Source organism: Stenotrophomonas nitritireducens, from assembly GCF_001431425.1.
Lineage (GTDB): Bacteria > Pseudomonadota > Gammaproteobacteria > Xanthomonadales > Xanthomonadaceae > Stenotrophomonas > Stenotrophomonas nitritireducens.
On record NZ_LDJG01000009.1, the window covers coordinates 1 to 13,369 of the forward strand.

Consider the following 13,369-nt stretch of genomic DNA (forward strand, 5'->3'; position numbering starts at 1 on the left):
CCGCCGGCTGCTCACTATGATACCCTCAACCGCATCCTGGTCCAGCACTGGCCCGCGCAGGTCATCTGGGTGCTGATGATCGACGACGCGCAGAACCTCACGCTCGAAAGCCTGGAGCTTCTGCGCCTGCTCACCAACCTGGAAACCGGCCAGGAAAAACTGTTGCAGATCGTCCTGGCCGTCTAGCCGGAACTGCGCGACAACCTGGAGCAGCCCGGCATCCGCCAGTTGACCAGCCGCATCTGCAAGCACGTACAGCTCGACGTGCTGGCCGCCGATGAAGTGCAGCGCTACGTGCACTATCGCCTCGAGGCGGCCGGCAACCCCAGCCCCGGCATCCGCCTGCGCGCCGACGCTGCACAGGCACTGCACCGCGCCAGCGGCGGCAACCCGCGCCGCATCCACCAGATCATGGACCGTTGCCTGTACGGCCTGTATGCGCAGCCCGCCGACCAGCGCGTGATCGACGCCGCACTGGTGCACACCGCCGCCGCCGAAGCGGGCGCGCGGCCGCTGCGCCGGCGCCGCCGGATCCTGTGGAAGAAGGCACCGCTGGCGCTTGCCGCCTCCATCGCCGGCGGCCTCGTCCTCTTCGCGCTGGTGGCGGCGCTGGCCGTGCGCAGCGACGCCTCCTACGCCGACGACCACGCCCTCCCGGTGCCGGCCGCCCCTGCCGCAGCGGCCGGCCAGACGCCTGGACAACGCTGGGATGCCTGCCTGCAGGGCCTTGGCACCACGGCGCCACAGGTGCAGGCCGTCAGCGAAACATGGCTGGCACGGCTGCCCTCGCGCGAAGGCCTGTGCCTGCGCCGCCTGCCCGAGGGCTGGCAGGCAGGCTGGCAGGCACGGCTTCGCGTCGAGGATTTCCTCGCCGCCGCCGATGGGCAGGCCGAGGTGCTTGTCGTGCAGGCGCTGCTGCGCGACGCCGGCCTGTACGACGGCGCGCTGGACGGCCGCTATGGCCCGCGCATGCGTGCGGCGATCGGGCGGTTCCAGCAACACAACGGCCTGCCGCCCAGCGGCGCGCCGGACCCCGCCACGCTGCTCCTGTTCGACACCCTGCTGGCGGCACGCGCCGCCGCCTCGCCCCCCTCCCCGGAAACGCAACACCATGGCAACGGTTGATCCCATTCCCGCCCGCTCCGCGCCCCAGTCCGCCCTGCAGAAGGACGGCACGCGCCTTGGCGAACGCCTGCTCGAACGCGGCCTGATCGACGCCACCCAGCTGCAGTACGCCCTGCAGAAGAACGAAGTCGAGAAGCAGCGCCTGGGCCGCGTCCTGATCCGCCATGGCCTGGCCAACGAGTCGGACATCGTGCGCGTGCTGGCCGAGATGAACGGCATCGAGTACGTGCAGGTGGACACCCTGCCGCATGCCGAGCCGCAAGTGCTGGCGATGTTCAACCGCGAACTGTGCCAGCTGCGCCAGTTCCTGCCGCTGCGGCGCGACGGCGACGCGTTGGAGGTCCTGCTCGGCGACGCCGACACCCAGGCGGTGGCGCAGCTGGTGCTGCAGCGCTGCGGCCTGCGCTGCCGCTTCCTGCAGGGCGAATACGGCAAGGTCGCGCGGCTGATCCGCCACACCTATTACTTCGCGCAGAATCCGGTGGAGAGCCTGCTCGAGCGCGAGATCAAGCGGCTGTCCGGCGACAACGACCATGCCTACAGCCCCGAGAAGCTGCTCGACTACCTGCTGCACTATGCCGTGCGCGAACGCACCACCGACATCCACCTGTCGCCCTCGGACGACAGCCTGCACGTGCTGTTCCGCGTCGATGGCGTGCTGCGGCCGATGTTCGCCATGCCCACCACGCTCAACCGCCTGCTCGGCTACATCAAGCTGGCCGCGGAAATGGACATCTCCGAGCAGCGCCGCCCGCAGGACGGCAGCTTCCGCGCCACGGTGCTGGATTCGGCGGTGACCGTGCGCGTATCCACCATCATCACCGACGCCGGCGAGCGCACGGTCATGCGCCTGCTGCCCGAGCACAGCGACCTGGCCGGACTGGAGGAGCTGGGCTTCTTCGCCGAGGACGTGGCCGTGCTCGAGCGCCTGTTCGCCCGTCCCGCCGGGCTGGTGCTGATCACCGGCCCCACCGGTTCGGGCAAGAGCTCTTCGCTGCACGCCGCACTGCGCATGCAGTCGCTGATCGAGCGCAACGTGCTCACCGTGGAAGACCCCATCGAGTACCGCGTGCCCGGCGCCGGCCAGACCGAGGTCAATCGTCGCGCCGGCTACGAGTTCGGCTCGGCCCTGCGCCACTTCCTGCGCCACGACCCCGACGTGATCCTGCTCGGCGAAATGCGCGACGCCGAGACCGCGCAGGCCGCGCTGGAGGCGGCGGCCACCGGCCACCTCGTGCTCTCGACCCTGCACGTGACCACCGTGTTCGGCGTGGTGCCGCGCCTGCGCCCACTGGGTCTGGAAGCGCAGGTCATCGCCGACAACCTGCTGGCCGTGGTCAACCAGCGCCTGGTGCGGCAGAACTGCCCGTTCTGCGTCCATGAAGTTCCGTTCAGCGAGCGCGAACTGGAATGGCTGGACCTGCCCGCCGGCAGCTGCGGCAAGCGTGGTGCCGGCTGCGAGCGCTGCCGTGGCAGCGGCTTCCGCGGGCGCCTGCCGGTATACGACATCATGGTCGTGGACGAGGCATTGGCCAATGGCATCGCCGACGACGTCAGCCGCGAGACGCTGCGCAGCCTGGCCATGAACGCCGGCTTCCGCGGCATCGAGGACGTAGCCAAGGCGCGCGTCGTCGCCGGCCAGACCACCAGTGAAGAAGTGATGCGCGTGGCCGGCGTGGGGCCAGCGCCATGAACGTCTATTACTACCGCCTACTGCTCTCCAGCGGCCGCGTGCGCAGCGGCGTCACTCAGCTGTCGGTCGAGCACGACTCGTCGGCACGGATGTGGCTGGAAAAGAACTTCGATGCCGTGGTGCTGACCCTGTACCGGTTCCCAGGCTGGCTGGCCGAGGCGCAGCGCTCGGTCTTCCAGCTGGTGAAGCCCAGCATCCGACCGGTCGAACTGGCCGGCATGCTGCGCGACCTCGGCGTGATGACGTCCAGCGGCATTCCGATCATGGAAGCCCTGCGCGCGGTAGCCAATGAAGTTGGGGGCGGACGCCCCTCCAACCCGGCCAAGCTGGCGCGGCGGCTGCTCGACGAACTCGATGCCGGCGCCACCTTCAGCGAGGCATTCTCGCGCTACCCGGATGCCTTCCCGGAAACGGTACGCAACCTGGTGATGATCGGCGACGAAACCGGCACCATGGACAAGATGCTGATGGAGGCCGCCGACCACATCGAGCGCATCGCCAAGATGACCGCCGACACGCGCCAGGCGCTGATCTATCCGGCCTTCGTGTTCGCGGCGATCTTCGCCGCCGGCGGCTTCTGGATCTACTACGTCATCCCCAACCTGGCCGACCTGTTCAAGCAGATGAACGCCAAGCTGCCGCCGCTGACCATCGCGGTGATGAAGGGGTCGGAATGGCTGATCGGGCACATCGGCTTCATCATCGGCGCGATGCTTGTGTCGGCCTTCGTGCTGTGGGTGGCCTGGCGCTACAGCCGCGGCTTCCGCCGTGCCGCGCATTACACCCTGCACAAGCTGCCCATCGCCCGGACCATCATGTACTCCTCGGGCCTGGCCTTCTTCACCGAGTACATGTCGCTGCTGATCCGCGCCGGCGTGGACATGGTCAGCAGCCTGCAGGTGATGGAGCGGGCCATGCGCGACGAGTACTACCGCGACCGCATCATCGCCATCCGCCAGGTGCTCGAGCGCGGCGACCGCGTGTCGGCGGCGATGCGCCAGGTCGGCGGCTTCCCTTCGATGATGGTGCGCATGATCGGCGTGGGCGAGGAAACCGGCACGCTCGATTCGCAGTTCGCGCGCCTGTCGGCCGAGTACAGCCTGCGCCTGCAGCGGCTGATCACCAACCTGTCCGAAGTCATCAAGCCGGTGGTCGTGCTGCTGGCCGGCGGCATGTTCGTGTTCCTGATCGTCGCCCTGCTGCTGCCCGTCTACGACCTGGTCAAGCAGGCCATCGCTTCCCCGCAGTTCTGAGGATCCCGCAATGCACCGTCCTACCCGTCCCCTGCCGTCGGCAGCCGGCTTCACCCTGATGGAGATGTCGGTGGTGCTGGTGATCATCGCGCTGATCATCGGCGCGGTCAGCGTCGGCCGCGACGTCTACCGCAGCGCCGAGGCCGAACGCATCGGCAGCGAGTTCGTGCAGGGCTGGATGGTCGCCTACGACCGCTACGTGCAGCAGAGCGGCGTGGTGCCCGGCGACGACCCGGCCAATCCCAGCGGGCGGATCTACAACCAGCTGGGACGCGAACTCTGCCGCGACGAACTGCGCAACGACATGCTCCGACGCGGCGTGAGCCTGCCCCAGGGTCGTGCGGAAGGCGCAGAGACCCGCTATGTCTACCGCGACAGCCAGGGCAACCCGCAGGAACTGGAAGTGTGCTTCGTCAACCTCGGCAACTGGGCCGAACCGGACGTCGCCAGCGGCTACCGCACGCGCGTGCGCAACGTCATGGTCCTCAAGGGGCTCACGCCCGAGCTGGCCAACCAACTCGATGCGCGGATCGACGGCCGCGTCGATGCGCGCTTCGGACGCATGCGCGAGATCAACCGGCACAGCGAGGTCGATCCCATCAGCACCACCAATCCCCCCGCCAATCCCTGGAGCCGCGACAACCGCCAGGACTACAACGGCGGCTACACGCCCGACGCCCAGGTCGCGGTGATGACCGGCTACGTCCGCATGAACCAGTGACGCCCTCCGCATGCACTCCCGGCACTCCAGGACGACCATCATGAACCTGTCCTTCCCCGTGGATTCCGCACTCCACCCTCGCAACCGGCGTTCCGTCCAGGCCGGCTTCGGCCTGTTGCAGGTCATGCTGGTCCTTCTGCTCGTCGGCGCCGCGCTGGCCGCCGGCGCCGTGCTGCTGCAAGCCAAGCGCGCGCCGCAGCAGGCCATCACCCAGGAACAGACGCTGCGCTGGGCCGACGAGGCCATCGCCGCCTTTGCTTCCACCCATGCGCGCCTGCCCTGCCCCGCACAGACACTGGACGGCGAGGAAGCACTGGATAGCACGGGGAACTGCATCCCCGGCAACGCCAAGGGCTGGCTGCCAACACGCACCTTGCTTGGTGCCTCGGGCAACGGCATGCCTGTCGGCCCGGTGGCCTACATGGTCTATCGCGGCGACGCCGCCGCGCACCTGGACCTTACCGCGCCGGGCAATGCCTACCAGCCGCCACTGATTGACGGCACGAACCGCGAAATCATAAGCCTCGACAAGGATCGCAAGGAAACCGGCCGCCGCCCTTTCAGCGCCATCAATGGCCTGGACCTGTGCCGCTCGCTGGAGCTGGCGCAGGTTGCCGGAACCAACCACGCGGACACCACGCGCGCCGGTGTCCACGGCGTTCCCTGGAACGTCGCCTACGGCATTGCCGCCGCCGGCCCGTTGGCCGGCCAATCGCGCCTGGACGACGACAACACCGGCACCGTGGCGCAGATGGAGTCGCCTTGGCGCGAATGGGACAGCGGATACGACGACCGTGTGCGCGTGCGCAGCTTCGATGCGGCCGCGCAGATGCTCGGCTGCCGCCTGCTGGCCGAACTGTCCAGCGCCACCGCGATCGCCGGTGCCAGCACCGCCCCGTTCAGCGTAGCCCAGCTGTCGGCCACCCCCGGCGGCAACGAACCCTACAACGTCTCGCTGGCCGGCATGGACGTGCTGGCCGCCGCCGTCACCCTGCACGATGCGCTGGCGCTGCTGCAGCAGAACAACATCGACGCCACCGAATCGGCGGTGCAGAGCGCTGCCAAGGCGCAGATTTCGCTGATCTTCAAGCTGGTGACCACCGCCGTCAGCCTGTCCGACCAGATCACCACCCTGGTCACCTCCACCGTCAGCCTCACCCGCTCCATCGCCACCTGCATCGCCTCGCTCGGCACCATGTGCTGGGAAGTACCGCTGAAGACCGCCGCCGTGGTCACCTCGATCGTCGGTCTCGGCACCAAGGGCGTCACCCTGGCCGCCAAGGCCGCCTCGCTGCCGTTCGTCGCGCTGGCGCTGGATGCCACGGTCAAGGCGCGCGACCTTGCCAGGAAGGGCCAGAGCGGCAAGATTCCGCAGAATCTGGACGAGGCCCGCGCAGAGCTGGAATGCACGCTCTATGCGAGAAATTGCGACGAAAGCACGTCAAAAGAGGTTGTCTACAAGCGCGACGACAACGGCAACCCCATCCAGAAAAAGGATCCCGCCGGCAATCTTCTGTATGACGAACACGGCAATCCGGTCTTCGAGGTGGAATCGGAAACCGTGGTCCCGCGCATCGGCCTGGACAAGCAGACCGAAAACGCGAAGAAGGAATGGGATCTGCTGCAATACCAGGTGGACATGCTGGAGCGATACCGGCTGGCGCCGTGGGGCGTGGCTGCGCAGGAAGCCAAGGACAGCAACAATCAACCGGTGCTGGACATCAACGGCCTGCCCACCTACAAGCTGGTCGAAATCCCGAGTCTGGGCGAGGACGGCCAATACCGCTCGCAGGTCCAACAGCGCATCCACCCGCAGCGCACCTGCGGCATCGGCGTCAACAGCACCGATTGGCAGGCCTGCAACCCGCAGCGCTACCGCAAACAGGTGGATGAGTGGGTGTGCAAGCCGGCCGGCGGCAACGGCGGCCTGTATGACGCCAACTGCAACCATGTCGGCACCCGCATCGAGAAGGACAGCGATGGCAACGACGTGACGGTCAACGCCGGCACCCACGACCGCGTGCTGGAATCGCACTATGAATTCAATTGGGACGTGGCCACCAACGAGGCCATCGCCCTGCGCAAGAAGGCCGAGGAATGGGTCGACCTGAACAAGCGCGAGCAGGAGCTGAAAAAGGAGATCAAGCAGTTCGAGGACAACATCGACACCTGGTTCAAGGGCGGCGACTCCATCCTCGCCAAGATGCTCAAGCAGATGGATGACGCCCAGCATTGCGGCGGCCGTGGCCGTGGCAATCCCGCCGACCCGAACGCCAATCTGCCCTCCGGCGACATGCAGCGACAGCAGTGCATCAACGCCCGCAGCGCCGTGCGCTATATCGAAACCTGTGAAAAGCCGGTCACGGTCGCCAAGTGCGAATTCATCGGCAACGGCAAGGGCCGCTATTCGGACAGCAGCTGCAAAATCAGCAGCGGCACGCCCAAGAACTATGGCTGGCAGGAAACCAATACCGGCGTCTATGAGCGCGACAAGAACGAACTGGCTACCTGCAAGCCCAACATGGAAGGCCGGCTGGCCAAGCTGCAGGCCGAACATGACGGTCTGGCCGCCAGCCGCGACGCGGCCAAATCCGCCTACAACTCTCTACCCAAGCCCTGGCTGGCCTATCCCGGCCCTACCTCAGCGAGCCTGCTGCCGTATTCGGCTGACAGCGGCTACAACTGGTTCGAGTGGGCCATTGAAATCACCAAGGACGCCAACGACGTACCCACCAAGTACGACTGGGTGCGCTCCAGCTTCATCGAGCGCTATCTCGTTGACGAAGACTGCTCGTATTGGGAGAACCAGAAAATCTGGGTAGCGGAGGACACCTCCACCAGCCCGGTAACCCCCGGCTACTGGCGGGACAACTGGGTGAAGATATCCAAGACTTGCAAGGTCGAGAAGACACGCAGCCTGCCGTGGTACGCGCCGGAGAACTACAAGGATCTCGGCGCCACCGCGCCGCTGCTGGTTACCGAAAGGGGAACCAGAACTTTCCTCGACAACCGTGATTTGGAAATCAACGAAATCATGTCCGAAAAGGTCTGCGAGTACTTCACTGGCCGCAGGTGGAGAAGCAGTGGCTGGTGGTGGCCGGGTGACAACACCTTGAACGGGTGGGACAAAGATACCCAGAAATTCGGCGTCTACTGCCAGCGCTACCCCTACAGCCGCGCCTTCGAGGACTGGCGGCGCGCCAAGCTGGGCGCGGAAAACGCCCGCAAGAACTACCAGGACACCAAGGCCCAGTTCGAGAAGTTGAAAGAGGAGCTGGAAAACATGAACGACGACGGCGGCTCCGGCGGCGGCCCCACCACGCAGATGAGCTTCGGCGCCGAAGCCACGCTGGAACACGCCGACAGCCGCGGCTCCACCGGCCCACAGGCCCCGGTACTGCCATGACCGCACGTCACCTTCGCCAACACGGGTTCTCGCTGGTGGAACTGGCGGTGGCGCTGGCCATCGCCGCCCTGCTCACCGTGTTGTTGTTCAACCTGCTGCCGCTCGGCAACCAGATACTGGATGCCGAGCGGCAGCAACAGGAACTGGCCCAGGCCGAACAGGCCCTGCTCGGCTACATGCGCAGCCACGGCCACCTGCCCGCTGCCGATGCCGACGGCAATGGCAGCGCCGATGGTGCCGCCAGCGGCTGGTTGCCGGTAGCCGACCTCGGCCTGCCCTCGCGCATGCGGCTGTATTACCAGACCCAGCCCAACCTGACCACCGCGCTGCCCGATGACCTGTTCGACCCGGTGTTGCCGCCCGCCGACCAGCCAGCCCCCAGCAGCAACGGGCTGGACCTGTGCATGCGCCTGCTGTTGAACCAGCGCGGCAACATCACCATGGCCGGGCTCGATCTGCCGCTGGCCTACTACCTGGGCCACAGCGGCGTGAGCGGGCATGGCCGCCTTGACGCCGCCGCGCAATGGAAGCCGACGGCACAAACCCTGCCGGGCACCGCCGATGCCGCAGGCGCCCTTGCCGTCATAGCCGCAGGCCCGGGTGAACTGGCCGCGCGGCTGTCCTGCCCGGATCGGCTGGCACGCGCGCAAGGCAGCGCGCAAAGCGCCTATGCCGCCTATAGCGCATTGCGCATGACCGAGTTCAACCTCGAATTCCGCAGCTTCGACATCCACATCGCCGAAACCATCCGCGACCAGGCCAAGGTGGCCCGCGACCTTGCCATCTATGCCCTGGCCGAATCCATCACCAACGAGGCCATCGCCCTCACTCTGATCGCCTCGGGCTGGCCTCCGGATGGCTCGAGCATCGGTGCTGGCGTCAAGCAGCTGGCCAAATCGATAAAAGGCATCTATGACGCCAGCAAGAGCCTGGTCGAGGCGCAGGAAACCTACGACGACGCCCTCTCCGGGGTGCAGGACGCCGGGCACCGGCGCGACCTGGTCAGCACCTTCCGCGACCGCATCAAGGCCCTGCATGAAGACGCCCGCGATACCACCATTGGCCTTGACCGCGCCGGACTGAACCCATGAACCGCCGTTCCCTTGCCCGCCCGCGTGGCTTCTCGTTGATCGAACTGACCGTGGCCCTGGTCATCCTGGGCATCATCGGCATCCTGCTCACGCGCTGGCTTGGCACCATGTCCGAGGAGCGCAGCCAGGTGGCGCGACGCGACCTGCTGCAGCGCGCCGATGACGCGGTGATGGGCTTCGTCACCAGCCAGTCGCGTCTGCCCTGCCCGGACACCAACCACGATGGCCGCGAAGACTGCGGCGGCGGTGAGGTCGGCAAGCTGCCCTACCTGACCGTGGGCCTGCCCGACGCGCGCGGCGGCCGCCTGCGCTACGGCGTACTGCGCCGCACCGGTGACAGCGCGCAGATCGTGCGCTGGAATACCGACAGCGGCCGCGCAATCCCGCAATCCACCGTGCTTGATGCCGACCTTGCAGCGCCGCCAGATCAGGCCATGCCCCTGCAAGTCACCGCCAACGCGGCCGACAGTTTCGTCATCAGCCGGGTGCAGGCGTGGGACCACTGCGCCCATGTGGACTGCGCCGCATTGCCGCAGCTCAACCACAACAGCATGGATTTCTGCGATGCACTGCGCAATGCGAGCCAGTTGCCCACCAGCGACAGCCACGTGCATGCCCGTCACGAACGCGAGCTGACCCGCAACGCCGGAAACGTCGCCTACGCGCTGGCCGCCATCGACCCGCTCATGCCCACTCACGACGATGGCTCGCCAGCCTTCCAATCACCGCGCCGGCCTGGCAGCGGCGACTACCACGACAAGGTGCTGGCCGTGGGCATCGACCAGCTATGGACCCGCCTGCGCTGCGGTGAACATTACAGCCCGGCACTGTTCGCCCATGCCAACGTGGCGGCTGCCGCGCGCCTGACCACCCCGGTCATGCACAACCACAAGACCCAGCTGGACATCATGGTCGAACTGGGCAAGGCCGAAAGCATGAACGCCACCGTCGCGATCATCGACGCCAGCGCGGAACTGATAAACACCACCGCCGACACCCTGGACACCATCGCCGAGATGTTCGAGACCTACGGCGGCTGGAACTGGCGCGTGGCCATTGCCGCCGGCAGCATCGGCACCGCCGTGGGCAGCACCATTGCCGCGGGCGTCGCCAAGGGCGCGGCCGACAGCTATCTGGCCAACGCGGAGAAATACCGCGACCAGTTCACCACCCAGTTCCCCGGCGGCTTCCCCGGCGAAGCACAGCGATTGGAAGACGAAATCGTCACCAACGCCCGCCGTGCCGACATGCTCGGCGGATTTCCGGATGCCGCCGTGCGCGACGTGGCCAAGAACTTCAAGTACAAGGCCGCCGGCATTCCTTCTGGTCCATGACCGGCGCCATCAGCAAAAGAAGCCGCCATCGGCATGCCGTGGCGGCTTCCCTTCTTCAAACGGTCAAGGCGTCGTTATGCCCGCAGCGCCTTGTCCGCCGCATGCGCGGGACGCGCGCGTCCATACCCCCGCTGCTGCGCCGGATGCGCGCGTCGCTGCGCGATTTCCATCGCCAGGGTCCGCGTCGCCGCCTGTGGCTGCACCGCGAGTTCCCGCTCCAGGCCGCGCTCCAGGAGCCTGTAGCAATCCAGGGCCATGTCCGGCTCGCCGCGGTGCGCATACAGGCGCATCAGGCTCCGCTGCTGCGCCTCGTCCCACGGGTCCAGCGTCACCTGCCGGCGGGCGAAGTTCACCGCGGCATCCAGGTTGCCGGCGGCCGCCGCATCATCGCGCGCGCGCTCCAGCGCCCTGAGCAGGCGCTGCTGGGCCCAGATCCGGGCCCCCGGCAGCCATTCGCTGAATTCGTCGCAGCGCTCCGGCACTGCGCCTTCCAGCAGTTCGCCGGCTTCTTCCAGCCATTCCCGCGGCCGCACGCCGGCCGGCAGGGCCGGCTCCAGCAGGTCGATGTCGAACAGCCCCTGCGACGCGTCCGGACACAGGCGCACGGTTTCACGGTCGATCAGGAGCACGCCCTCGCCCACCGCCGCCACGACCGCGCGGTTCAGGTCGGTCAGTACCTGGCGGAGATTGGTCAGTGCGGCGCCATGCGCCAGGTCGGGCCACAGCATCGCCGCGATCCGGCTGCGGCGATGGACGCGCGTGCGCTCGATCGCCAGATAGGCCAGCAGTGCCCAGCTTTTGCGGTAGACGAGCCGGCCCGGTTGCCCGGCGCTGCCGATGCGGCACTCGCCCAGCAAGCGGATCATGGGATGGGCGCTGCCCGGCCACGCGCTCATGGCGTCGCCCCCATGGCGAAAGTCGATGGTATGCACGGGCTTCCAGTCCCCATACGGCAGGCGAGAAAACGATTCATGCGGTTCCCCAACGTTCGGATTGACGGCCCGCTGTTTTCGCGGGCCTCACTAACCAAACCGTGAAAAGCGCCAGGTTCCCATCACTCGCTTTCAAATCCTTTCACTCGCGTTCCGGCGAACGGCCGGTTCGATCTCCGCGGCCGCACAGCGGGGGCGGATGCCTGACGGCAGGCCAGCGCAGCCGCCACCGCGATGGAAAACGCGGCGGCCACAGCCCGGAAGCCGCCCATGATCCGCGCATGCAGCCTGGCATCCGCCTCCCTCCGGATCGCCGCCAAACCACTTTCAACGGCAACCATGCCGCAGCGACAACCGTTTCCGGAGATCACGGCCAGGCGCGCGGCCGCGATCCGTCGCCACGCTTGACAACGCCGAAAGCGCCGTGGTTATCTCGACCCCATGCTGCAACGCCACACCACCGCCAACCCGACCCGCACCCCGGCCTCCGCCGCGGCGTCGCTGCTCGTACTCGTGCTTATTACCGAACCCACAGGTGCGGGACGAGCTGGCGCGTAGCAGAAAAAAGCCAGATTCGATCAAAAACCCCGCACCGGCCCCGGTGCGGGGTTTTTCGTTTCCAGCATCCATTTCAACTGAAACCATGTTCATCACCGATACCGCCACGCACAAACACACCGCCCGCGATGCCATGCGCACCGCTGCGGCGTGCATGGCGCTCCCTCCTCCCCCGGCGGCCGCCGCGTCCTGACTCCTGACGCGACGGCCGTTTTCTTTTGCGCTCCATCTATCACTGCAAGGAACCAAGTCCCATGAGCTCCAACGAACTGCCCCAGATCAAGATCGCCGTCATCGGTTACGGCAGCCAGGGCCGCGCCCATGCCCTGAACCTGCGTGAATCCGGCTTCGACGTGACTGTCGGCCTGCGTCCGGGCGGCCCGACCGAAGCCAAGGCCCAGGCCGACGGCTTCGCGGTCAAGACCCCGGCCGACGCGGTCAAGGACGCCGACCTGGTCGCCGTGCTGACCCCGGACATGGTGCAGAAGAAGCTCTACGAGGACGTGCTGGCGCCGAACATGAAGCAGGGCGCGTGCCTGCTGTTCGCCCACGGCCTGAACGTGCACTACGGCATGATCGCCCCGCGCGAGGACCTGGACGTGGTGCTGGTCGCGCCCAAGGGCCCCGGCGCGCTGGTGCGCCGCGAGTACGAGATCGGCCGCGGCGTGCCGTGCATCTACGCCGTCTACCAGGACAGGAGCGGCAAGGCCGAGCAGTTCGCGCTGGCCTATGCCGCCGGCCTGGGCGGCGCCCGCGCCAACATCATCAAGACCACCTTCAAGGAAGAGACCGAGACCGACCTGTTCGGCGAGCAGGCCGTGCTGTGCGGTGGCGCCTCGGCGCTGGTGCAGGCCGGCTTCGAGACCCTGGTGGAAGCCGGTTACCAGCCGGAGATCGCCTACTACGAAGTGCTGCACGAACTGAAGCTGATCGTGGACCTGTTCTACGAAGGCGGCATCACCCGCATGCTGGAGTTCGTCTCCGAGACCGCGCAGTACGGCGACTACGTCAGCGGCCCGCGCGTGATCGACGCCGGCACCAAGGCGCGCATGAAGGACGTGCTGACCGACATCCAGAACGGCACCTTCACCAAGAACTGGGTGGCCGAATACGAAGCGGGCCTGCCGAACTACAACCGGTTCAAGCAGGCCGACCTGGAGCACCCCATCGAGAAGGTCGGCAAGGAGCTGCGCGCCAAGATGGTCTGGCTGCAGTCCCAGAACGCGTAACCGCGCGGTCCCCCACCCGCACAGAGC

The 13,369-nt window shown here is 67.1% G+C and carries 11 protein-coding genes; 9 read left to right on the plus strand and 2 right to left on the minus strand.

Features of this window, described 5'->3' with window-relative positions:
* The 8 genes from ABB22_RS07500 to ABB22_RS07535 form a co-directional block, all read left to right on the plus strand.
* Positions 1–186, plus strand: a 186-nt coding sequence (locus ABB22_RS07500) for an AAA family ATPase (RefSeq protein WP_152984071.1), incomplete at its 5' end; no start/stop codon positions are given.
* A gap of 42 nt (positions 187–228) precedes the next feature.
* The gene (locus ABB22_RS07505) at positions 229–1,125 is read left to right on the plus strand and encodes an ExeA family protein (protein ID WP_057505171.1); all 897 of its coding nucleotides are present in this window, start codon (positions 229–231) and stop codon (positions 1,123–1,125) included.
* A complete protein-coding gene (locus ABB22_RS07510; protein WP_200911400.1) occupies positions 1,112–2,818 on the plus strand; it encodes a GspE/PulE family protein in 1,707 nt (568 codons plus the stop codon). The genes ABB22_RS07505 and ABB22_RS07510 overlap by 14 nt, the downstream gene beginning before the upstream one ends.
* Positions 2,815–4,071 carry a type II secretion system F family protein gene (locus ABB22_RS07515; RefSeq protein ID WP_055771823.1) on the plus strand — a complete coding sequence of 419 codons (1,257 nt, stop codon included), beginning with the start codon at positions 2,815–2,817 and terminating at the stop codon, positions 4,069–4,071. Before ABB22_RS07510 ends, ABB22_RS07515 begins: the two co-directional genes overlap by 4 nt.
* Before the next feature lie 10 nt (positions 4,072–4,081).
* The gene (locus tag ABB22_RS07520) at positions 4,082–4,792 is read left to right on the plus strand and encodes a type II secretion system protein (protein WP_055771827.1); all 711 of its coding nucleotides are present in this window, start codon (positions 4,082–4,084) and stop codon (positions 4,790–4,792) included.
* Positions 4,793–4,832: 40 nt separating this feature from the next.
* Positions 4,833–8,198 (plus strand): hypothetical protein, encoded by a 3,366-nt coding sequence (locus ABB22_RS07525; RefSeq protein ID WP_055771829.1) that lies wholly within the window; start codon positions 4,833–4,835, stop codon positions 8,196–8,198.
* Positions 8,195–9,289, plus strand: a complete 1,095-nt coding sequence (locus ABB22_RS07530) for a prepilin-type N-terminal cleavage/methylation domain-containing protein (protein ID WP_082443734.1) — start codon at positions 8,195–8,197, stop codon at positions 9,287–9,289. Before ABB22_RS07525 ends, ABB22_RS07530 begins: the two co-directional genes overlap by 4 nt.
* Complete coding sequence (locus tag ABB22_RS07535; RefSeq protein ID WP_055771835.1) at positions 9,286–10,623, plus strand: type II secretion system protein; 1,338 nt, start codon at positions 9,286–9,288, stop codon at positions 10,621–10,623. Before ABB22_RS07530 ends, ABB22_RS07535 begins: the two co-directional genes overlap by 4 nt.
* Positions 10,624–10,697: 74 nt before the next feature.
* On the opposite strand, the gene ABB22_RS07540 is transcribed toward ABB22_RS07535, so the two are convergent.
* Positions 10,698–11,489, minus strand: a complete 792-nt coding sequence (locus ABB22_RS07540; protein WP_161809353.1) for an AfsR/SARP family transcriptional regulator — start codon at positions 11,487–11,489, stop codon at positions 10,698–10,700.
* 393 nt (positions 11,490–11,882) lie between these two features.
* Entirely contained in the window at positions 11,883–12,269 is a 387-nt protein-coding gene (locus ABB22_RS18125; RefSeq protein WP_152984072.1) for a hypothetical protein, read from the minus strand.
* A 98-nt stretch (positions 12,270–12,367) separates the two neighbouring features.
* On the opposite strand from ABB22_RS18125, the gene ilvC reads away from it, so the two are divergent.
* Positions 12,368–13,342: a ketol-acid reductoisomerase gene (ilvC, locus tag ABB22_RS07545; RefSeq protein WP_055771842.1), complete on the plus strand. Its 975-nt coding sequence runs from the start codon at positions 12,368–12,370 to the stop codon at positions 13,340–13,342.
* The last annotated feature ends 27 nt before the right edge of the window (positions 13,343–13,369 follow it).